18 protein-coding genes and 2 pseudogenes are annotated in these 17,676 nt (G+C 62.8%); 8 read left to right on the forward strand and 12 right to left on the reverse strand.

Annotated elements, in window-relative coordinates; genetic code table 11:
* The first annotated feature begins 144 nt into the window (after positions 1–144).
* Positions 145–1,527: an FAD-dependent oxidoreductase gene (locus ACJYUO_RS05995; RefSeq protein WP_494344488.1), complete on the forward strand. Its 1,383-nt coding sequence runs from the start codon at positions 145–147 to the stop codon at positions 1,525–1,527.
* Between the two features lie 56 nt (positions 1,528–1,583).
* On the opposite strand, the gene ACJYUO_RS06000 is transcribed toward ACJYUO_RS05995, so the two are convergent.
* Together ACJYUO_RS06000 and ACJYUO_RS06005 are read right to left on the reverse strand one after the other, a co-directional pair.
* On the reverse strand, positions 1,584–2,048 hold the full coding sequence (locus ACJYUO_RS06000; RefSeq protein WP_494344489.1) for a pyridoxamine 5'-phosphate oxidase family protein: 465 nt from the start codon (positions 2,046–2,048) through the stop codon (positions 1,584–1,586).
* Between the two features lie 37 nt (positions 2,049–2,085).
* Positions 2,086–3,099: an LEA/WHy family protein gene (locus ACJYUO_RS06005; protein WP_494344490.1), complete on the reverse strand. Its 1,014-nt coding sequence runs from the start codon at positions 3,097–3,099 to the stop codon at positions 2,086–2,088.
* Between the two features lie 170 nt (positions 3,100–3,269).
* Here ACJYUO_RS06005 and ACJYUO_RS06010 point away from each other — a divergent pair, with 170 nt between their 5' ends.
* The 4 genes from ACJYUO_RS06010 to ACJYUO_RS06025 all read left to right on the forward strand — a co-directional run bounded on the left by ACJYUO_RS06010 (position 3,270) and on the right by ACJYUO_RS06025 (position 6,718).
* Positions 3,270–3,935 carry an AIM24 family protein gene (locus ACJYUO_RS06010; protein WP_494344491.1) on the forward strand — a complete coding sequence of 222 codons (666 nt, stop codon included), beginning with the start codon at positions 3,270–3,272 and terminating at the stop codon, positions 3,933–3,935.
* Positions 3,936–4,004: 69 nt separating this feature from the next.
* Complete coding sequence (locus ACJYUO_RS06015; RefSeq protein WP_494344492.1) at positions 4,005–5,390, forward strand: calcium:cation antiporter family protein; 1,386 nt, start codon at positions 4,005–4,007, stop codon at positions 5,388–5,390.
* A gap of 47 nt (positions 5,391–5,437) precedes the next feature.
* Positions 5,438–6,178, forward strand: a complete 741-nt coding sequence (locus ACJYUO_RS06020) for a hypothetical protein (RefSeq protein WP_494344493.1) — start codon at positions 5,438–5,440, stop codon at positions 6,176–6,178.
* A 96-nt stretch (positions 6,179–6,274) separates the two neighbouring features.
* Complete coding sequence (locus ACJYUO_RS06025) at positions 6,275–6,718, forward strand: DUF2391 family protein (protein WP_494344494.1); 444 nt, start codon at positions 6,275–6,277, stop codon at positions 6,716–6,718.
* Between the two features lie 11 nt (positions 6,719–6,729).
* On the opposite strand, the pseudogene ACJYUO_RS06030 reads toward ACJYUO_RS06025, so the two are convergent.
* From ACJYUO_RS06030 to ACJYUO_RS06045, 4 genes and pseudogenes are all read right to left on the reverse strand, one after another.
* Positions 6,730–8,083: pseudogene (locus tag ACJYUO_RS06030) on the reverse strand (RNA-guided endonuclease InsQ/TnpB family protein).
* Positions 8,084–8,224: 141 nt separating this feature from the next.
* Positions 8,225–9,055 (reverse strand): GNAT family N-acetyltransferase, encoded by an 831-nt coding sequence (locus tag ACJYUO_RS06035; protein WP_494344495.1) that lies wholly within the window; start codon positions 9,053–9,055, stop codon positions 8,225–8,227.
* A 99-nt stretch (positions 9,056–9,154) separates the two neighbouring features.
* Positions 9,155–9,574 (reverse strand): universal stress protein, encoded by a 420-nt coding sequence (locus ACJYUO_RS06040; RefSeq protein ID WP_494344496.1) that lies wholly within the window; start codon positions 9,572–9,574, stop codon positions 9,155–9,157.
* A 108-nt stretch (positions 9,575–9,682) separates the two neighbouring features.
* Entirely contained in the window at positions 9,683–9,919 is a 237-nt protein-coding gene (locus ACJYUO_RS06045) for a hypothetical protein (protein WP_494344497.1), read from the reverse strand.
* Positions 9,920–10,027: 108 nt separating this feature from the next.
* On the opposite strand from ACJYUO_RS06045, the gene ACJYUO_RS06050 reads away from it, so the two are divergent.
* Positions 10,028–10,588 (forward strand): Rieske (2Fe-2S) protein, encoded by a 561-nt coding sequence (locus ACJYUO_RS06050; RefSeq protein WP_494344498.1) that lies wholly within the window; start codon positions 10,028–10,030, stop codon positions 10,586–10,588.
* Between the two features lie 86 nt (positions 10,589–10,674).
* On the forward strand, positions 10,675–11,118 hold the full coding sequence (locus ACJYUO_RS06055; RefSeq protein ID WP_494344499.1) for a response regulator: 444 nt from the start codon (positions 10,675–10,677) through the stop codon (positions 11,116–11,118).
* Between the two features lie 79 nt (positions 11,119–11,197).
* Here ACJYUO_RS06055 and ACJYUO_RS06060 read toward each other — a convergent pair whose 3' ends face one another.
* From ACJYUO_RS06060 to ACJYUO_RS06070, 3 genes and pseudogenes are all read right to left on the reverse strand, one after another.
* Entirely contained in the window at positions 11,198–12,079 is an 882-nt protein-coding gene (locus tag ACJYUO_RS06060) for a TIGR01548 family HAD-type hydrolase (protein WP_494344500.1), read from the reverse strand.
* A 40-nt stretch (positions 12,080–12,119) separates the two neighbouring features.
* Positions 12,120–12,831: pseudogene (locus ACJYUO_RS06065) on the reverse strand (DUF3267 domain-containing protein).
* Positions 12,832–13,288: 457 nt separating this feature from the next.
* Complete coding sequence (locus ACJYUO_RS06070; RefSeq protein ID WP_494344501.1) at positions 13,289–13,693, reverse strand: UPF0146 family protein; 405 nt, start codon at positions 13,691–13,693, stop codon at positions 13,289–13,291.
* Positions 13,694–13,732: 39 nt separating this feature from the next.
* On the opposite strand from ACJYUO_RS06070, the gene ACJYUO_RS06075 reads away from it, so the two are divergent.
* Positions 13,733–14,254, forward strand: coding sequence for an archaemetzincin family Zn-dependent metalloprotease (locus tag ACJYUO_RS06075; protein WP_006430375.1), 522 nt, complete (start codon positions 13,733–13,735; stop codon positions 14,252–14,254).
* Positions 14,255–14,327: 73 nt separating this feature from the next.
* On the opposite strand, the gene ACJYUO_RS06080 is transcribed toward ACJYUO_RS06075, so the two are convergent.
* From ACJYUO_RS06080 to ACJYUO_RS06090, 3 genes are read right to left on the reverse strand one after another with little or no spacing between them, the layout of a single operon-like run.
* Positions 14,328–16,142 carry a ribosome biogenesis/translation initiation ATPase RLI gene (locus tag ACJYUO_RS06080; protein WP_494344502.1) on the reverse strand — a complete coding sequence of 605 codons (1,815 nt, stop codon included), beginning with the start codon at positions 16,140–16,142 and terminating at the stop codon, positions 14,328–14,330.
* Position 16,143: 1 nt separating this feature from the next.
* Positions 16,144–16,461 carry an EMC6-like membrane protein gene (locus ACJYUO_RS06085; protein WP_494344503.1) on the reverse strand — a complete coding sequence of 106 codons (318 nt, stop codon included), beginning with the start codon at positions 16,459–16,461 and terminating at the stop codon, positions 16,144–16,146.
* Positions 16,462–16,517: 56 nt separating this feature from the next.
* Positions 16,518–17,408, reverse strand: coding sequence for a hypothetical protein (locus ACJYUO_RS06090; RefSeq protein WP_494344504.1), 891 nt, complete (start codon positions 17,406–17,408; stop codon positions 16,518–16,520).
* Positions 17,409–17,676: the final 268 nt, after the last annotated feature.

A 17,676-nucleotide genomic window follows, 5' to 3' on the forward strand; every position in this document is an offset into this window, starting at 1 on the left:
ATGCGTTCGTTTATTCCTGCCGATAGAATTGCGAATATACGGTCGTCGATGGCGGTGTCGACATCTGTCGAAACATCGATCGAAAAAATATGAGTTATCAGTCTGGAGTCGAGCGTATGTACTACCGACTCACACACTCCAATAATGTCTGGTAAATACGACCTCGTAATCGTCGGCGGTGGTATCAGTGGCGCGTCCCTTCTGTACACGACCGCGAAGTTCACTGATATCGACTCGATCGCGCTGATCGAGAAGGAATCGGAGATCGCAGCGATCAACTCCCACCATACGAACAACTCCCAGACCCTCCACTTCGGGGACATTGAGACTAATTACACTCTCGAGAAAGCCGAGGAGGTCAAAGAAGGAGCGGAACTCCTCGCGGGCTATCTGGAGAATGAGGACCCCGACCGGGAGATGCACTCGAAACGCAGTAAGATGGTGCTCGGGGTCGGCGACGAGGAGGTCGCAGAACTCGAGGAACGCTACGAGGAGGAGGGCTTTGGCGACCTCTTCCCGAAACTCCGACCGATCGAACGCGAGGAAATCGGCGAACTCGAGCCCAAGGTCGTCGAGGGTCGCGACCCCGACATGGACATGCTCGCGCTCCAGACGCCGGACGGCTACGTCGTCGACTACGGCGAGACGACGAAATCGTTCGTCGAGCAGGCGAGCGAGGAAGCCAACGTCGATATCTACACCGGAACGAAAGTCGAGGACATCACGCCGACCCTCGACGGGTACACGATCGAGACCGACGACGGCCGCTTCGACTCCGACGCCGCCGTCGTCGCCGCCGGCTCGCACAGCCTCCAGATTGCGAAGGAACTCGGCTACGGCCAGAACAAGGTCTTGCTCCCCATCGCCGGGAGCTTCTTCCTCGCCGACGACCTCCTGAACGGGAAGGTCTACACGCTCCAGATGAAGAAGCTGCCCTTCGCGGCGGTCCACGGCGACGCCGACGTCCACGACGGCAGCATCACCCGCTTCGGGCCGACCGCGAAACTCGTCCCCACCCTCGAGCGCGGCCGCATCTCGACGGTCAAGGACTTCCTCGACGTGTTCGGGCTGAACGCGGCGGCGTTCCTGAGCTACGCCAACATCCTTTCCGATCGCATCCTCCTGCCGTACGTGCTCCGGAACCTCGTCTACGATCTCCCGAACGTCGGCCGGAAACAGTTCCTGCCCCACGTCCAGAAGGTCGTCCCGAGCGTCGAACTCGAGGATATCGAACGCGCCAAAGGCTACGGCGGCGTTCGCCCCCAGATCGTCGACACGAAGAACAAATCCCTCGACATGGGCGAGGCCAAAATCGTCGGCGACGACATCATCTTCAACATCACGCCGTCGCCGGGTGCCTCGACCTGTCTCAAAAACGCCATGCGCGACACTCACACGCTGCTCGAGTTCCTCGACGGCGACTACGAGTTCGACGAGGAAGCCTTCCGGTCGGAGACGATCGACAACTTCCCGCGCGCCGACGACTCCGACGGCAAAACGGTCGCCGCGCCCGGCGCGGACGACTGATTTCGCCGCGTCGATTCCCGGTCGGTTCCGATTCGTTTTCGTCTCTCGTGTGACGGCTATTCTGGGTGCTCGCTCGCGCCCTTTCCCATCCGTTCGGTGTAATCCCAACTGTAGATCTGTCGGGGCTCGATCCGAATCCGGACCTCATCGCGGTCGTCGGCGAGCAACTGTTGGGCGAGCGGCGAGTCCGTGTCGCCGAGATAGCGCTCGACGAGATCGCGCAGCACTGTCGTGGCGTTTTCCGAGGCGACCTCGACGCTTCCGTTGCCCCTGATCCCGCGGTAGGGAACCCGGTTCGTCGAGATATCGAAGGCGACTTCGGGATCGTTCCGCAGGAACCGAACCACGTCCGCGTTCGCTTGGGTCGCACACTCGAGCGAGCCGTCGCGATAGCGATACCACAGCGTGACGAGCCAGAGCGAGCCGTCCGGTCTGTGGGTGGCGAGCCGAATCGGGATCGTCACTTCCTGCAGGAAGTCCTCGACGTCGCCCTCGGTCCACGCGCCGCGGAAGTCGGTCATGTCGAGACCTTCGCGGCGGGATTTGAAAAAGCCCGACCTACCGACGGGCCGCGACGCTGCTGTTCTCGCGCTGGGGAGCCGTCTGGTCCGGCTCCCGCCCGCTCTCCGTGGCAGTCGCGCTGGTCTCTGCCGATCCGAGTAGGTCCGTTCGGAACGTGCGCTCGTAGGAGAGGAATTCGAGCGGAACCTCCCGCTCAGTACCGCCGTACTCGAGAGTCGCGGTGAAGTCGACGGTCAGGTTCGAGGTCTCGTCGTTTCGAACGTGGGTGACCCACCACTCGTCGAGTTCGTCGGTGTCGATCGCCGCGCCGGCCGCGAGGGTTTGGGTGCTGTTCGGCGAGAGCACGATCTGTTCGCCGGCGACGCCCTGTCCCACGACGATCCCGTTCAACCGGACGGTGTACCCGATCTCCGCGATCGGAATCGGAAGCGGCGTCGGATTGGTCACCGTCGCCGACGCGTCGATCGGCGTCCGGTTTTCGGTGGCGTTGCCCCACTGGGCGTCCGTCGCTTCGACGACGAACAGCGTCCGCCCGCCGGCTCGAAATTCGCGGCGTTCGTCGGTCTGTAACGGCTCGAGGAGATCCGTCTGTACGGTCCGGGTTCGCGTCAACCGGTCCGCTGGATACTGGACGCCCGCGTACTCGACGGCGACCTCTGGATCGATCCGCACCGTCGTCGTCTCGCCGTTGGCGACGTGGGAGGCCCACCAGACCGGGATCTCGTCGTTGTCGATCCACGTCGACACGGACACCTCGCTCTCGCGACCGGCGACAGTCAGGCCCTCCTCGCGGCCCGTCGCGACGTCGATGCCGTTGAGTCGGACCGTATACGAGACGTCCGCCGCGGCGTCGCCGACGCGAAGCAGTCGCGGGTTATCGACGGTGACGGTGGTTTCCACTTCGGTTCGCTCGTCCGTGACTGTTCCCCACTCGTTGTCGACCGATTCGACCTGCGGCCGATCTACCGCGAGCAGTCCGTAGCCCGCGGCTGCGATAATCAGGACGATCGCGACGAGAATCACCGTCCACGTCCGACGACCGGGAGCCATCTACCGGTAGTCCCTCCGCGGCCGTAGTTCGACCCGCCCGTTACACGTTCAAGCCGTTCAAAAGGGGGCGGCGGCCGGTCGTCCTTCCCGCGCGAAAAATACACTGTGAGTAACTATTTGCCGGGGCGATTCGAAGGGGCCGGTAGAGCCGGCTCACGGCTCGAGATAGCATGAATGTCGACGAATTCGTCAGCGCGAACGAACCGAAAGACGGCGATGAGACCTTCCAACTCGAAAACGGCAAGCTGCTGGACGTCGCCCTGGACGGCTCCGTGATCGCCAAGGCCGGGTCGATGATCGCCTACGACGGCGACATCTCCTTCGAGGGGAAGTCATCCGCCGAGGGCGGAATCACGGGCTTCCTCAAGGAGAAGGCCACGAGCGAGGGGACCCCGGTAATGGAAGCAACCGGGACCGGTCATCTCTACCTCGCCGACCAGGAAAAGAAGATCCAGATCCTCGACCTCGACGCCGGACAGGAGATCTCGGTCAACGGAAACGACGTGCTCGCCTTCGAGTCGAGCGTCGACTACGAGATCCGGACGATCAAGAGCATCGCCGGTTTCTCGGCCGGCGGGTTGACGAACGTCTCGCTGGTTGGTCCCGGCAGCGTTGCGATCACGACCCACGGCGAGCCGCTGGTCTTGCAACCGCCAGTGAGAACCGATCCCAGCGCGACGGTGGCATGGAGCGAAACGACGCCCGGCAGTCACGTCGACAGAGCGCTCTCGGACATGATCGGCCAATCTTCCGACGAGACTTACCAACTCGAGTTTGCGGGCTCGAACGGGTTCGTCGTCGTCCAGCCCTTCGAGGAGCGAACGCCACAGCAGTAGCAGGCACCACTGGCATCGCACCGTACGACGTATGACCGCTCGACCAGTACGCGTCCTTAGACGATTTCCATGAGACGACGAGCACTCGGCGCGATAGCGGCCGCGGTTGCATTGACGCTTCCCTGGGTGGTCGTATCTGGGGCCACCGATCTCCTCCCCCGGCTCGCGACGGCTGCCGGATTCGAGTATCAACCGCCGAGCGCGCTCGCCAACGTATCGACCATCGGGACGGTATTCGTGACCGGCCTCGCCGTCCTCGGGGCGGCGTTTCTCCTCGCGTGGGCCGCCGAAACGGCTGAAAAGGACGTCCCACAGGCGTTCGCGATCGCGGTCCTCGCGGTGTTAGCGGTCGCGCCCGAGTACGCCGTCGACGCGCTCTACGCGTGGAACGCAGGCGTGTTCGCGGGCACCGAACGCGGGATCGAGGCCGGAAACCTGGCCGTCGCCAACATGACCGGCGCGAACCGGATCCTCATCGGTATCGGCTGGGCCGGCGTCGCCCTCTTTACGATCTACCGAGCGGGCGCATCGACCGACCCCGCGGTCGAGGAACGCTCCGGCTTCCTCTCCGATGTCGTGATCCTCGACCGGGAGATCGGTCTCGAGATCGTGTTCCTGCTGATCGCGACGCTCTGGGCGTTCCTCGTTCCGCTCAATGGAGGGATCGACATCTTCGACATGCTGTTTCTGGTCGGCCTGTACGTCTGCTACATCGCCGTGATCCTCCGCGGTGAGGTCGAACCCGACATGGACCACGTCGGCGTCCCGGCGTACCTCCAGCATTTTTCGAAACCGCGCCGGATCGCGACCGTCTTCGCCCTCTTTGCCTACTCCGGGGTACTGATCTTCACCGCCGTCGAGCCCTTTGCCCACGGGCTCGAGCACCTCGGCGAGAGCGTCGGCATCCCCTCCTTTTTCATGATTCAGTGGATCGCGCCGCTGGCCTCCGAAGCGCCGGAGCTTATCGTCGTCGTCTACCTGGTGAACAAGGCGCGCTCGACGGCGGGCTTTAACGCGCTTATCTCGTCGAAACTCAACCAGTGGACGCTGCTCATCGGAACACTCGTCGTCGTCCATTCGCTCGCACTGGGAGAGTACGGCGTGCTCGCGTTCGACTTCAAGCAGTCGGCCGAGATCTGGATCACTGCCGCGCAGTCGTTTTTCGCCGTCTCGCTCCTGATCCGGTTCGAAATCTCGGTTCGGGAAGCGATTACGCTGCTCGTCCTGTTCCTCTCGCAGGTCCTGCTCGAGTTCGCCCTTATCCGCGAGTTCGTCGCGCTCCCGGTCTCGAGTACCGATCTGCTGCTCGTCTACAGCGCGATCTACATGGCGCTCGGAACGGTGCTGTTCGTCCGCCGCCGGAAAGCGCTCGGACGGCTGATCCGTCGAACCGCGGGCACGATCGGTGACGCGATGTCGACCGGCGGGGAGAAACCCCAGAGCGCCGACGACTGACGTCGCCGGCCACAGGGCTACGTTCGTGGGCGTCTTCGTTCCCGTCGATGCTCTCGAGCGCTCCGCTGCGGTCGGAGACGACGCTCACGATCGCGGCCGCGATCGTCCTCGCCGCCGTTCATCTCTTTGCCGGTCGGCTGGGAATCGGCGGCCGGATCCCCCGGAGTCGGTGGCTGTCGATCGCCGGCGGTGTCTCGGTCGCGTACGTGTTCGTCCACCTCCTTCCCGAAATCGGGGACGCCGCGGCGATCCTCGCCGAACGCGGCCCGGCGACTGTCTTCGCCGAACACCACGGCTATCTGATCGCCCTTCTCGGGTTCGTCGTCTTCTACGGGCTCGAGCAACTCGCTCGCCGGGCCAGTGACGCACAGAAGGGAGCAGACGAGTCCCCCGGAACGAGGGTGTTCTGGGTCCACGTCGGTGCGTTCGCCGCCTACAATGGGATCGTCGGCTACCTCCTGTGGGATCGCGAACTCGGTAGCTTGCTCCTGTTTTCCGTCGCGATGGCGCTGCACTTTCTCGTCACTGACGACGGCCTCCGGACCCATCACGGGTCGACGTACCACCGCCGCGGGCGGTGGGTGCTGTCGGCGGCGGTGCTCGTCGGATTCGGGGCCGGCTACGTCCTCGAGGACACCGAACTCCTCCTCGCGGTGTTCGTGCCGTTTCTGGCCGGCGGCGTCGTTCTCAACGCGATCAAGGAGGAACTGCCGTCCGACCGCGAGAGCCGGTTCTGGGCGTTCGCCGGCGGCGCGGCCGGCTATGCCATCCTGTTGCTCTTCGTCTAAATTGGGCCGATAGTCGTCCGAGAGACGCGGCTGTCGGCGGTCGGTTTCGGAGTTCTCGAACGGGACCGTTTTATCACTTCGCTGTAATCGTCCGCTATGAAACTTCGACGGCCGCGCCGGCCGCGCGATTTCCGGCTCGCGGACTCGGCACAGCAGATCGTCGGCGGGTTCCTGCTCGCTGGCCCCTTCGTGGTCACCGAAGAGGTCTGGGCCCTCGCGAAGAGCATGAACCTCTTTCAGGCGATCGGAACGGTGATCGTGGTGTTCGGCATCGGCTACGGGGCGCTGTACACGGCGGACACGACCCGCGACGTAGACGACGAACAGGATGTCGGCGGCATCCCGCTTCGGTTCATCTCGCTGATGATCGTTTCCTTCGGCGCGGTAACGCTGCTCGCGCTCTTGCTCGACGCACCGGATACCTTCCTCGGAGACGAGACGACCAGCGTGACCGTGACGACGACGATCAAGGCCGTGAGCGTCGGCTCGGTGTTCAGCGTCGTCGGCGCGGCGACGGCCGACAGCATCTTCTCGAAGTGAACTACCCCACCCTACTCAGCCGCTGGTGCGGCTTCGTTGAGGGTGGGGCTTCCTGTTTCTATGACGCGCTTTGCAGACACCGAATCGGTGTCCGTAGGGAGCGCAGTCTCCACAGGCGTCGATTCGGGCCATCCCAGCCCTAATTCAGAAAGGCCTCTCTGCAAGACGTTCATCGCCGTCGCAAACGCTACGCGTTTGCTGCCCGTCAGACGCAGTCTGACGACCGCATTCGCATCACGGTCACATTCAAACCCACACGAGGGACACGAATGCTCCCTGACCCAGATGGGCTTCGCTGTCTCCACGCCACACGACGCGCATTCTTTCGTCGTGCCTCGTGCTTCGATTTGAACGACGTGTGTCCCGTACAGCTCGGCTTTGTATTCGAGCAGAGTGATGAACTGCCGCCACGCCGAATCCTGCTTGTTACGGGCGTTGTACGACTGTTCCAGCATTCCCTTCACATTCAAGTCCTCGACGAACACAGCGTCGTATTCTCGGATGAGCCACGTCGTGAGTTTGTGCTGGTAGTCCAGCACCTTTCGCCGAATGTGACGTTTGATCTTCGCAACCTTCAGTCGGTGTTTCTCGTAGTTCTTCGACCCGTTCTCTTTGCGAGAGAGTTTGCGTTGCTCGCGGCGGAGTTGTTCGTACTCGTCTCCGAGATCGAGCCAATCTACAGTGTTCCCGTCCGAGGTGTGGATGTAGTTGCGGATACCGAGATCGATTCCAACGCTGTTGTTCGTGTTGAGTCCGTCAACGTCGGGTTTCTCGGGCAGATCTGCCTCATCGGTTTCGAGACCGAAAGAGACGAACCACTCACCGGTTGTCTCCTTTTTAATCGTGACTTCTTTGATCTCCGCTGCATCTGGGAGTTCCCGGTGGTAGCGGATCGGGATCTCACCGATTTTGGAGAGCCAGAGTGTCGCGTGTCGGCCACTCGTGTTTTTGAGTTCGAAGCCGTCATCAGAAATCAGAGATTTCTGATTGCCCATCAGACGTAGTCTGATGACCGGACTGCGAATACGTCATACTCTGAAACTCCCCCGGCGATTTCCACTTGAGCATCCCGACCTTCTGACCGTTCTGTTTCTTCCCAGAGAGGGTCGAGAGGTTCTGATAAAAGCGCGTGACGGTTCGCTGGAGTGCTTTCGAGTGAACCTCTTTGAACACCGAAAACACGTCTTTCCAGTCGGGAAGGCGGTCGTGATGCTTGTACGCCGACCCAAGGTCATCGGCGTCGTTGTGATTCGCGTATTCGTACCGTGTGAAGTTGTATGCTTGGCGATGAACGTTGATGTGATATTCGACAGTCTCCGCCACCTCTTGTGTCGGATAAGCGTGGTAGCGGTGACTGTATTCCATCGCTGTCTCCTGATTAGAGATATATCCAGTAGTGGTTTGTACTGCGTGCGGCGATTCATCCCCTCCCTATTCGCTCCCGGTGGTCGCTCCTGGAGGAAGGGGCCTTCTCGCCTCAATTCTGGTAACCGCGGTCGCCCGCCTTCAGAGATACGAATCGTCGTAGGACTCGCCGGATCGCTCGGCGTGGGCGTTCCCGCAGTCACCGCACTCGAGTCGCTCCATGTTGTTCATCGAGACGTCGAGCGACCCACAGTTCGCACAGTAGAAACCGTACTGTTCGGTGTACGATTCGTCCTCGTAGGTGACGAAAAACGACGCCGCGGTCCCAGACTCGTCCTCGTCGCGGGCGATATAGACAGTCTCGCCGTCGTCGCTCGCCGTCAGGGCTCCGTCGATCGTCTCCGTTTCGGGGAACTCGTCCTCTTCGGCGTCCTCGGCCTCGTCCGCCGTCGTCCCCTCGGCGCGAACGTCTACGTCGACGTCCGGATCCGAGTACACGTACTTCACGAAGGATTCCTCGGCGATTTCGACCCGTCGGTCACCGTCGTGCTCGAGGCCGAAGCGGTCGACGAACTGGTGGCCCTCGGTGTTCGCCTCGAGGACGGTGACACAGACGTGCTCGGCACCGCGGTCGCGGAGGGCCTCGGTCGCGGTCTCGTACAGTTCCGTTCCGATCCCGCGTCCCCGGTGTTCCGGATCGACGAACAGCCAGTTGATATCGCCCCAGTCGTCCGCGAGCCGTCCTTCGACGAAGCCGGTGATGGCTTCGCCCTCGATCTCCTCGCTCGTTTCGGCGACGAGAAGCACGGACTCGTCGGATTCGATCCGATCGCCGACGGCCTCATCGGCGAACTGTTCGTCCGTGATTGCATCGATCTGGCCCGGACTGAGCGTGAACGAGGTCGTCATCGAACTGTCTACGACTTCCCGAATCCGCTCGGCCTCGGCCGGCTCCGGTGCCCGAATCTCCATACCGGATTGTCGGTCGCAACCCGGATAAGATGGCTGCCGGCGGGTACATGCGGATTTATGCGGGGTCCCGGACTCCCTGCGCGTTGGGACTCTTCTCGTTTATTCGCCGCGGCCGGTGACGACTACCGGCCGGTCCGAACTGAGGATAATCCCCTGTGTCGTGCTGCCGAAGATCGCCTTCCCCACCGGCGAGCGCTTCCGGCCGCCGAGGACGATCGAGTCGACGTCGTAGTCCTCGGCCGCTTCGAGGATGTCGTCTTCGGTGTCACCACTGTCCTCGAGGATCGTCACCTCGATGCCGGCGTCCTCGAGGGTCTCCTGTGCGCGGCGAACGGAACTGATCCGGGAGGCCGATTTGAACGTCTCGAACTCCTGTGGGAGTTCGTTGCTGTCCTCGGTGAAGACGAACAGAATGTACGCCTCGACTTCGTTCTCGGCGTTCGGTAACGACGTGACGTAGTTTGCCTGTGCCAGTGCGCGCTCTTCGTTCGCATCGACGGGCATCAAGACGCGGTACATGACCACGTGTTCGCATGGTCGGAGTATAAAACCATCTCCGACTCCCGCTGTGCGGCGGTTGGTTCTCGAGCGCTCGCATTCTGCTGCGGTCGCGTCTCGATAGCTCCCTCAGTCTTCTTCGGTTTCGTCGGCTTCGTCCTCGTCGTCGGCTTCGCCAGTTTCCTCCGCATCCGCTTGGGCGTCCTCCTCTCCTTCGACTTCGACCTCCGCCTCGACTTCGATCGTCAGTCCGCCGGCCTCGAGTTCGCCCTCGAACTCGCGTTCGTCCCCGACTTCCATCTCGAGTTCGGTGGTGTCCACTTCGACTTCGACCTCCACGTCGACGGTGACTTCGGCGTCGTCCATACGCGCTCTTCGCGCGGCTCCCCTTTAGAAATACCGCGCGCTTTCGCTGACTGCACCCGCACCCGCCCGGTCCGGAACGTATTTTTAGGTTGGCCGAAAAGAAGGCGCATGACCGATCCCGTTCGGGTAACGCTCGAGGGAACTAACGACTCGACATCCGCCCGCGTCTACGGCGACGAGGGCGACGTTTCGACTGGCGACGCCACGTTTCGGTTCAGCGTCAGCGGAGACAGCGAGGGGGACGCGAGCGACGATGGTGCCAACGACACCTCCGCCGACGCTGACTCGGCGGGCGATGATCCCCGACAGATCGCGCCGCTCGCGGACGTTCCAGCGAACGGAACGCTCCGATGTGAAGCCCGACGCGACCGCCGCGGAACCGAACTGATCCTCCGGCGGGACGGGAGCGAGGTCTCCGCATGGCGAAACTCCTGTCCGCACAAGCCAACAGTCCGGCTCGATCCCGGTTCCGGTGCGATCGTCCGCGACGACCAGCTGGTGTGTCACGAACACGGCGCGCGCTTCGAGTGTGACGACGGCGTCTGTACGGCCGGGCCGTGTCGCGGTGACGCACTCGAGTCCGTCGCGGTCGCCGTTCGCGACGGGGTCGTCTACCTGACCGACGACCGATTCGATTCCTGTCGCCGATTGGACGATCGGCGGGCGTGAGGGTACGACGATGACGCAGCCCACGGTTGCACAGGGTCTTACCGGTGAACCGTGCAGTTCTTTTACGACTCGATCCAACCAATAGCATGTCTCCACCGATCGAGGGCGCGATTACCATTCTGTTGGTCGAACCCAACCCCGGTGACGCGCGCTTGTTCTCCGAATCGTTCGAAGACGCGAACATCGCCAGCGGGATCCACACCGTCACCGACGGCGAGACGGCACTCGATTTCGTCCACCAGCGCAAGGCGCATTCGGATAGTCCCCGGCCGGACATGATCCTGCTCGATTTCCAACTCCCCGACGTAGACGGCGCGGACGTGCTCTCCGAGCTCAAATCCGAAGAGGCGCTGCGCTCGATCCCCGTGATCGTGATGACGAGTTCGGCGACCGAAGAAGACATCGCCCGCTCCTATGACCTCCACGCGAACGCGTACGTCCAGAAACCGGTCGAACCGGACGAGTTCATCGAACTTGCCCGCTCGTTCGAGAACTTCTGGCTGACGTTCGTTCGTCTCCCCGACGCGTAGTTCCACGAGAGCGTGTTCCCGTTCTCTGTGGCGCTATTCCCGTTCCCACCCGACCACCATCCGACTCGTTCCGATCGCCCTACGATTCGAGCCAGTCGGGCAACCCGTTAATCGACTCGAGGACCGCCGTCGCGCCCTCACGCTCGTATTTCTGCCGCCCCTCGTCGCCGGTCAGTCCGCCGGTCAGGACGCCGATTCCGCGGTAGTCGCGGTCCGGGTCGGTCTCGCCGGCGTTGACCGCTGTCCGAATATCGTCTAACGTGTCGCCGACGAAGACGACGCTTTCGGCGTCGAAGCGCTCCGCGAGCGTCGTTAGCGCACGCGGATGTGGTTTCCCCTCTTCCCAGTCGTCCATCGTGAACCGATGGGCGAGTGGGATCGCATCGTCGAGGCCAACCCGATCGAGAGCGATCTCGGCCTCGGCTGCCGGGCGGCCAGTCAGGACGCCTACGTCGTAGCCCTCGAGCAGCCGGTCCCGACCCTCGGGCTCGAGCAACACCGGCTCGTCGTGGATGAATCCGGCCGTCTCGCGCTCGAGGTCGGGCTCGCCGCCCTCGAGCCCGCGGTAGAGTTCGTCGCCGAGGTAGAGTTGCTGGAAGACATCGCGGAGCCGCTTGCGGTCCCACCGGTTCGTCACGCGCTGGGTCGCCCGCGCGCCGATCGCCTCGCGGACGACGGTCTCGGCCGCCTCGAGGCCGCCGCCGTTTGCGGCGATCGCATCGGTAAAGGCCGCGAGCGACTCGCCATAGCCCTCTTCGGTCGCGAGAATGTAGAGGGCGGCGGCGTGGGTCAGTTCCCAGTCGTTGTTGAACCCGCCCGCGTCCTTGAATTCCTGAATGTCGTCTTTCCGGATCGTCCGGTCATAGACCGCCTCGACGGACTCGACGATCGCCCGCCGGTAGGAGTCGGCGACGTCGACGAGCACCCCGTCGATGTCGAGGATGACGGCGTCTGCGTTCATACCCGCTCGAACGGGACCACGGGGATAAAGAGCCCCGATTTCAGACCGGGCCGATCCCCACGACCCACGCCGCCAGAACGAACAGGCCGATCGCGTAGAGGAGGTCCGCCCACAGCCACGACAGCAGGTTCACGACGTATAGTAGCTCTTGAAAGTCAGTGCATACCCGATCGCTGGACAGCGTTGCGATCGGTGTGTAAATCGTTTCAAGAGCTACTATAGATCACGACGACGAACGGAACCCCGAGCAACACGCGGGGCGACCGTCGCCACTCCGCCCGCGAACGGTTCCAGAGCGCGTTCGCGTCGCCGGTGCTCGGAAACGCGTGCATGCCGATCGAGAGGCCGAACCAGCCGAGTGCGACCACCGCGACGATCGTCCCGAGAGACGCCGTCTGCAGGTCGCCGCTCGTCTCGAGGAGGGCGGCGAGGCCGAGAAAGGCGGCGAACGCGACGAGGGTGTTGCCCAGAAACGGCGCGACGCTGACGACGAACGACTCCCGGTACCGCTCGGGCTGGCCGTGGCGGACGTATCCCGGCGGATTCCCGAACCGGAAGTACACGACCTCGAGAACGGGCACGCCGACGAGGTCACAGGCCTGCTTGTGGGCGAACTCGTGGACGACGACGCCCGGAACTGTAAAGAGACGGAACAGGGCCCAGAAGAGCGTTCTGACGCCGACGAGTACCACTGCGAGTACGATGATGGCGGCCACGATCCCGACGGGGGATGCGAGTAGCTCGGCGTTCACGTCGGCCTGAATGACTCGATACGGGGTGACATCCTCCCCCTGGTAAACGGAGAGGGATCGAAGATCCCTCAGGCAGTCGGGCGTAGCCCGACGACGGCGGGGTTTCCCACAAGCGGAGGCTTGCTGAGTTGGGAGATTTACGGTTTCGCATCCCCGAGGGAATGCTGGCAGTGCCATGCTACCGGTACCCCTATCCACCGTCGAGAAGACGGGGATTCGGAGTTATCTTCTGCTTCCTGCACCCTCTTCATCTGATGGAAGGGGTGCCTTCCATGACGAAAGGGAGAATCCCGATATTGTCTCATTTGGATAGGGGCGGGTAGACCGCCTCGGTGAGCTTTCAGTACGCCGTAGAACCTTTTAAAGCCACGTGCGGGCGCTGTATCCCCGGCGAGGTTTTAGCGCCCTATCCCGCCAGATAACTCATTCGCGTGAACATCTCGCTGATCCCGGTGACTCACTCCGAAAGCGCGCGAGCCACGTACAGTGTCCCCGACTCGATCGTCACCCGTTCGACCGGCACCGCCGGCTGGTCGCCGCCAAGCGTCGTAAACAGGAAGTCGGCGTCGGCTTCCCGCGCCGCCTCGAGCGCCGGGCGGTGGAGTTCCGGCGGGAGGTTCCGCGCGTATACCGCGTCCGCGTCGGCGTAGACCGACGGGTCGGGATCGACGATATCGTCGCGGACGAATCGCACGTCTTCCGGCACGTCGCGGTCGTGGACGTCCGTCGCGGTGACGGAAACCCCGCGTTTCGCGAGCGCTCGAGCCAGTTCGGTCCGTCGGCCGATCCCGATTTCGACCGCTCGGTCGTACTCGGCGAGGTAATCGCTTATTGCCTCGAGATTCCGGCGAGAGTGGGCCACGGCGGGACGTTTATGCCGTCCGCGGGCATAGCCCTTGCTATGCTCGTCGATATCGTGCCGGTCGGCAACGTCCCCGCAGCGGTCAAGCGGGCCGCCTCTACCGCGTTGCGATCGGTCTACGACTGCGACGTGTCGATTAACGACTCGCAGTCGGTCCCCAACGGAGCCTACGACTCCGATCGAAACCAGTACTCAGCGGAGACGTTCATCCAGCTCGCCGAGCGGGTCGGCCGCGGGCAGAAAAACATCGCCATCACCCCCCACGACCTCTTCTATCGCCGCCGCAACTACGTCTTCGGGCTCGCCTACCTCGACGGCAGCGGCAGCGTCGTCTCGACCTACCGGCTCCAGACCTCGAGCGACGGCGGTTTCTCGAATCAGAGCGCCGCCGACATCTTCGAGGACCGCGTCCGCAAGGAGATCGTCCACGAGATCGGCCACACCTACGGCCTCGAGCACTGCGACAACAACCGCTGTGTCATGAACTTCTCGCCGACCGTGCGCGAAGTCGACATCAAAGAAGAGAACCTCTGTGGCAGCTGTCAACGACTGATTAGCTGAGTTTCGTTTTTCGTTTCCCGTTTCAACCCGATACCGAAGCAAAACACCGACCTCGACGGCCTCGAGTCGGAACTTACGGCGCGTAGTAGTACTCGCCGTCGCTTTTCTGCTGGCGATCAAGTTGCGACTCGGGCTTGTTGATCCGCGGCCGGGAGGTACGCTCGTCCCGGCGGAAGGTCACGTCCAAGTTCGCGAGGAACTCGTTCATGCCGTCGCGCATGGGCTGGGGCTGGCCGGCACGGCCCTGCACGGCGGGCTCACCGTCGAAGACCATCAGCCGGTCGGCCAAGAGGTCCATCATGTAGATGTCGTGGTCGATGACCAGTACGGTGGCGTCCTGCTGTTCGGCGTAGCGCCGGATCGCCTTCGTGGCCTGAACCCGCTGTTCGACGTCCAGATGTGCGGAGGGTTCATCGAGCAGGTAGAGATCCGCCGAATCCGAGAGACAGGCCGCGATGGCGACCCGCTGGCGCTCCCCGCCGGAGAGATCCGAGAGGTTCTGCTCCATGATCCGCTCGAGCTGGAGCGGCTGGGCGATTTCGGTGTTCCAGTACGAGGAGCCGAACTGGTCGGTGATCGAGGAAAGGAAGGCGTCGACCCGCATGTGCTGGTCGATGGTGACGTACTGCGGTTTGTAAGAAATATCGAGGTCGAGATCCGCGTCGCCCGCGTCAGGCGTGAGATTCCCAGTCAGCAGCTTCGCGAACGTCGACTTCCCGATTCCGTTGGGCCCGACGATCCCCAGGACCTCGTTCTCGCGGATCGTCCCGCCCTCGATCTCGAGGCTGAACTCGCCGTCGCCGTAGCTCTTGGTGAGATCGGGGTACTCCACGAGCGCGTCGGCCTTGCTCGCGGCCCGCGGGGCGTGTTCCTCGAACTCGATCGGGTTCGGTCGGATCCGCATGTTCTCGTTGTCGAGATACCCCGAGAGGTACTCGTTAATCCCGTTGCGGACCGATTTCGGTGAGGTGATAACACCGTAGGCACCCGGCTCACCGTAAGCGACGTGAAGCGTGTCCGCGAGCAGGTCGAGGATCGCGAGGTCGTGTTCGACGACGAGGACCGACTTGTCCTCCTCCTCGGCGAGTTCGCGGATCAACCGCGCCGCGGTCACGCGCTGGCCGATGTCCAGATACGGCGTGACCTCGTCGAGGAAGTAGAAATCCGTGTCTCGAGCCAGCGTCGCCGCGATGGCGACCCGCTGGAGCTCTCCGCCCGAGAGGTCGTCGATCGATTGGTCCATCACCGGGCCGATCGAGAGCCGCTCGACCAGGTGGTCTAACGCGCCGCGCTCGTCGGTCCGCTCGAGCAGTTGACGGGTGTTCCCGTCGAACTGGTTCGGAATCTGGTCGACGTACTGCGGTTTCTGTGCGATGGTGATGTCGCCGTCTCGCACGTCGGCGATGTAATCCTGGAGTTCGGTCCCGCGGTAGGCCTCGAGGACCTCATCCCAGCCTGGCGACTCCTCGTGGCGACCGAGGTTCGGCTCGAGTTCGCCCGCGAGGATACGCACGGCGGTCGTCTTCCCGATCCCGTTCGGGCCGAGAATCCCGGTGACCTGGCCCTCCTGTGGCGCGGGGAGCCCGTACAGCGAGAAGGCGTTCTCGCCGTAGCGGTGGACCGGCTCGTCCTGGAGTTCCTGGGGCAGGTTGATGATCTCGATGGCGTCGAAGGGACACTTCTCGACGCAGATCCCACAGCTCTCGCCCAAACAGATCTCCTCGGAGATGTGGATCTGTTCGGGCTGGCCCTCCGCGGCCTCCTCGCCGCGGAGGGTGATACACTCCTTGCCCGTTCGGTTTGGCGGGCAGTAGTTCTTGCACTCGTAGCCACACCGATCCGGCTGACATCGGTCTAAGTCTACGACGGCGATGCTGTCGTCGGCCATGTTAGCCCGAGGCCTCCGCAGTGAGCAGGATTCCCCACGTCACGAACCAGAGCGCGAAGGTCATGAACCCGATGAACAGGTAGTGTTTCGCCCCGAACTCGTCGTCACCGTAGATCCCCGAGACGTTGATGAGGACGTACTGGACGAAGATCGCGCCGAAGACGAAGGCGAGCGCCTGCGTGTTCTGGGCCGCCGCGTCGGACAGCCCGACCCACGTCGCAGACGCCAGCGCCGCACCGACGCCCAACAGCGCCGACAACGCCGTCACGCTGACCGAGCGAATGTGCTTTCGCCGGTCGCTGATCGATTCGGTCGACATGTACGGAACTGCGAGGGCGGCGCTAAAAAGGCGTTCGCATTGAACCCCGAGATCCGTTATGTAATATCGAAGAAGTCCCCGTCCTCGCGCCCCGTCGTATCCGAGTAGTCCACTCGATAGGACTCACCCGAGCTGCCGGTCACGTCGATGTTCTCTATGCTGATCGTGATTTCGCGTTCCGAGTTCCCCTGTCCCTCGTTGCCTTGGGAACTGTACGTGAGCTGTGACGAGTCGGGATCAAAGGTCAGGTCTCCACTGTGTCCCGTTTGGATGGTCACGTCTTCGGAAGTGACCGACGAGTAGTCCACACCGCCGCTGCGCTGTGGCTGAGAGACATTGACGGTCGCTTGGTCGTTGTTACCGAGCGATGAGATATCAAACGACACGTTTTGCGTCGTGCTGTCGGTCGTCACATCGCTCACCGTGAGCCCGGCCGACCCGCTGAACTTCCCCTTCCCACATTGGATATCGACGGTCGTGTTGAACCTCGGGCCAGCGATACTGATGCGTTCCCCCTCGACGCGATCGACTCGAAACGTGACCTCGTGCTCGCCCACGCTCCGATCGTCGGCGCATTCGACCGTGACACCGCTCGAGCCACCGGTTTCGATCGTGTCACCGGCGTCCGGCGACGCAACGGCCACGATCGTATCGTCGACACTGTTGTCACCGATCGACGCGACGCTCACGTCTCGCACCTCGAGCGTCTCGCTGACGTTGTTCGTGAGCGTTCCGACAGTCAGTGGATCGCTGTTCCCCCGCAACTCGGTTCCGGTCACATCCCCCTCGCTTTCGATTCCGAGGTATGCGTCCGGGTCCGCGGCTGTCTGAACGCCGATCCCACGGTCGGCCCCGAGAGAACTGAAGCCGGCCGACGGTCCGATCACTAACAGCGTGCCGATGATCGTGACTGCGACCCCGATGTGTTTGATCGATTGCAGACGCATTCGTGTTCCCCCTCGAATCCCCGGCCCCGGGAACCACCCCACGTCACTACCCGCAGCCGCGTATCAGCTCCTTCGAATGCTTCGATAAAAACACGCTCTCCCTTCCAAACCGTTCACGACGTTCACGATCGTTTAGTCTCGATCGCAACCGCTCGAATCGCCGTTCGGAGAATCAGTCGCACAGAACCGTTCCGGTTACACACAGCCGTTGCACGACTCGTACAGCCGGTCGCCGCCGTGTAGGTCTCACCGTTGAGAACGAGCACGA

This window comes from Natrinema sp. CRL1 (assembly GCF_059162405.1).

Bases quoted from the DNA above. Each gene is read 5' to 3' on its own strand.
- ACJYUO_RS06050 (WP_494344498.1), top strand. From the start codon at position 10,028: ATGACCGATCCCGTTCGGGTAACGCTCGAGGGAACTAACGACTCGACA.
- ACJYUO_RS06020 (WP_494344493.1), top strand. From the start codon at position 5,438: ATGCTCTCGAGCGCTCCGCTGCGGTCGGAGACGACGCTCACGATCGCG.
- ACJYUO_RS06090 (WP_494344504.1), bottom strand. From the start codon at position 17,408: ATGCGTCTGCAATCGATCAAACACATCGGGGTCGCAGTCACGATCATC.
- ACJYUO_RS06080 (WP_494344502.1), bottom strand. From the start codon at position 16,142: ATGGCCGACGACAGCATCGCCGTCGTAGACTTAGACCGATGTCAGCCG.
- ACJYUO_RS06015 (WP_494344492.1), top strand. From the start codon at position 4,005: ATGAGACGACGAGCACTCGGCGCGATAGCGGCCGCGGTTGCATTGACG.
- ACJYUO_RS05995 (WP_494344488.1), top strand. From the start codon at position 145: ATGTCTGGTAAATACGACCTCGTAATCGTCGGCGGTGGTATCAGTGGC.
- ACJYUO_RS06075 (WP_006430375.1), top strand. From the start codon at position 13,733: ATGCTCGTCGATATCGTGCCGGTCGGCAACGTCCCCGCAGCGGTCAAG.
- ACJYUO_RS06035 (WP_494344495.1), bottom strand. From the start codon at position 9,055: ATGGAGATTCGGGCACCGGAGCCGGCCGAGGCCGAGCGGATTCGGGAA.
- ACJYUO_RS06025 (WP_494344494.1), top strand. From the start codon at position 6,275: ATGAAACTTCGACGGCCGCGCCGGCCGCGCGATTTCCGGCTCGCGGAC.
- ACJYUO_RS06085 (WP_494344503.1), bottom strand. From the start codon at position 16,461: ATGTCGACCGAATCGATCAGCGACCGGCGAAAGCACATTCGCTCGGTC.
- ACJYUO_RS06040 (WP_494344496.1), bottom strand. From the start codon at position 9,574: ATGTACCGCGTCTTGATGCCCGTCGATGCGAACGAAGAGCGCGCACTG.
- ACJYUO_RS06045 (WP_494344497.1), bottom strand. From the start codon at position 9,919: ATGGACGACGCCGAAGTCACCGTCGACGTGGAGGTCGAAGTCGAAGTG.
- ACJYUO_RS06010 (WP_494344491.1), top strand. From the start codon at position 3,270: ATGAATGTCGACGAATTCGTCAGCGCGAACGAACCGAAAGACGGCGAT.
- ACJYUO_RS06060 (WP_494344500.1), bottom strand. From the start codon at position 12,079: ATGAACGCAGACGCCGTCATCCTCGACATCGACGGGGTGCTCGTCGAC.
- ACJYUO_RS06055 (WP_494344499.1), top strand. From the start codon at position 10,675: ATGTCTCCACCGATCGAGGGCGCGATTACCATTCTGTTGGTCGAACCC.
- ACJYUO_RS06000 (WP_494344489.1), bottom strand. From the start codon at position 2,048: ATGACCGACTTCCGCGGCGCGTGGACCGAGGGCGACGTCGAGGACTTC.
- ACJYUO_RS06005 (WP_494344490.1), bottom strand. From the start codon at position 3,099: ATGGCTCCCGGTCGTCGGACGTGGACGGTGATTCTCGTCGCGATCGTC.